The organism is Pseudomonas sp. 86_A (assembly GCF_017491705.1).
GTDB classification, from domain to species: Bacteria; Pseudomonadota; Gammaproteobacteria; order Pseudomonadales; family Pseudomonadaceae; genus Aquipseudomonas; species Aquipseudomonas koreensis.
The window spans coordinates 1-453 of sequence record NZ_JAFGYS010000165.1 but is presented as its reverse complement, the minus strand read 5'-3'; the positions used below and the strand labels follow the sequence as shown (position 1 = coordinate 453).

At 71.7% G+C, this 453-nt stretch carries 1 protein-coding gene; it reads left to right on the top strand.

The window, feature by feature from the left end:
• Window positions 1-22: 22 nt before the first annotated feature.
• The coding region (locus J5M57_RS28515; RefSeq protein ID WP_207938548.1) for a hypothetical protein at window positions 23-453 on the top strand (431 nt) is incomplete at its 3' end.

Below are 453 nucleotides of genomic sequence, written 5' to 3'. Positions count from 1 at the left end.
AACCCGCGCGGTCCGAAGTTCGATGATTCCGTTTAAGCGCAAGATGTTCGCCAGTCCCGCCTCCCGGCCCGCCCGCGCCGGAAAATTCGTGCTTGAAGCCTGCTTCGCGGGCGCGCTTGCCGGCGCCGCGCATGCGCAAGGCGCGCCGCAGCCCGTGGTCGATTGGGAGATCCAGGTAGTACGCGACGGCCAGACGATCGATGCGTTCGAGCAGAAGACCACCGTCGGCCAGGCCCGCTCGGACACGCACAGCTTGCCCATCGCGCCGGCGGCGGGCTGCGCCGCGACATCCGCGGCCGCGTCGGCGGCCGATGCTCCCGGCTCCGGCCTGTCGCGCACGATCACCGTCGCGCCGCTGTACGTCGAAGACGGCGCGGTCGCGCTCGCGATCGACGCGCAGGAAACGCTCGCCGACGAACGCGCGACGCCGCCCGCCGGCGCGCCATGCACGTT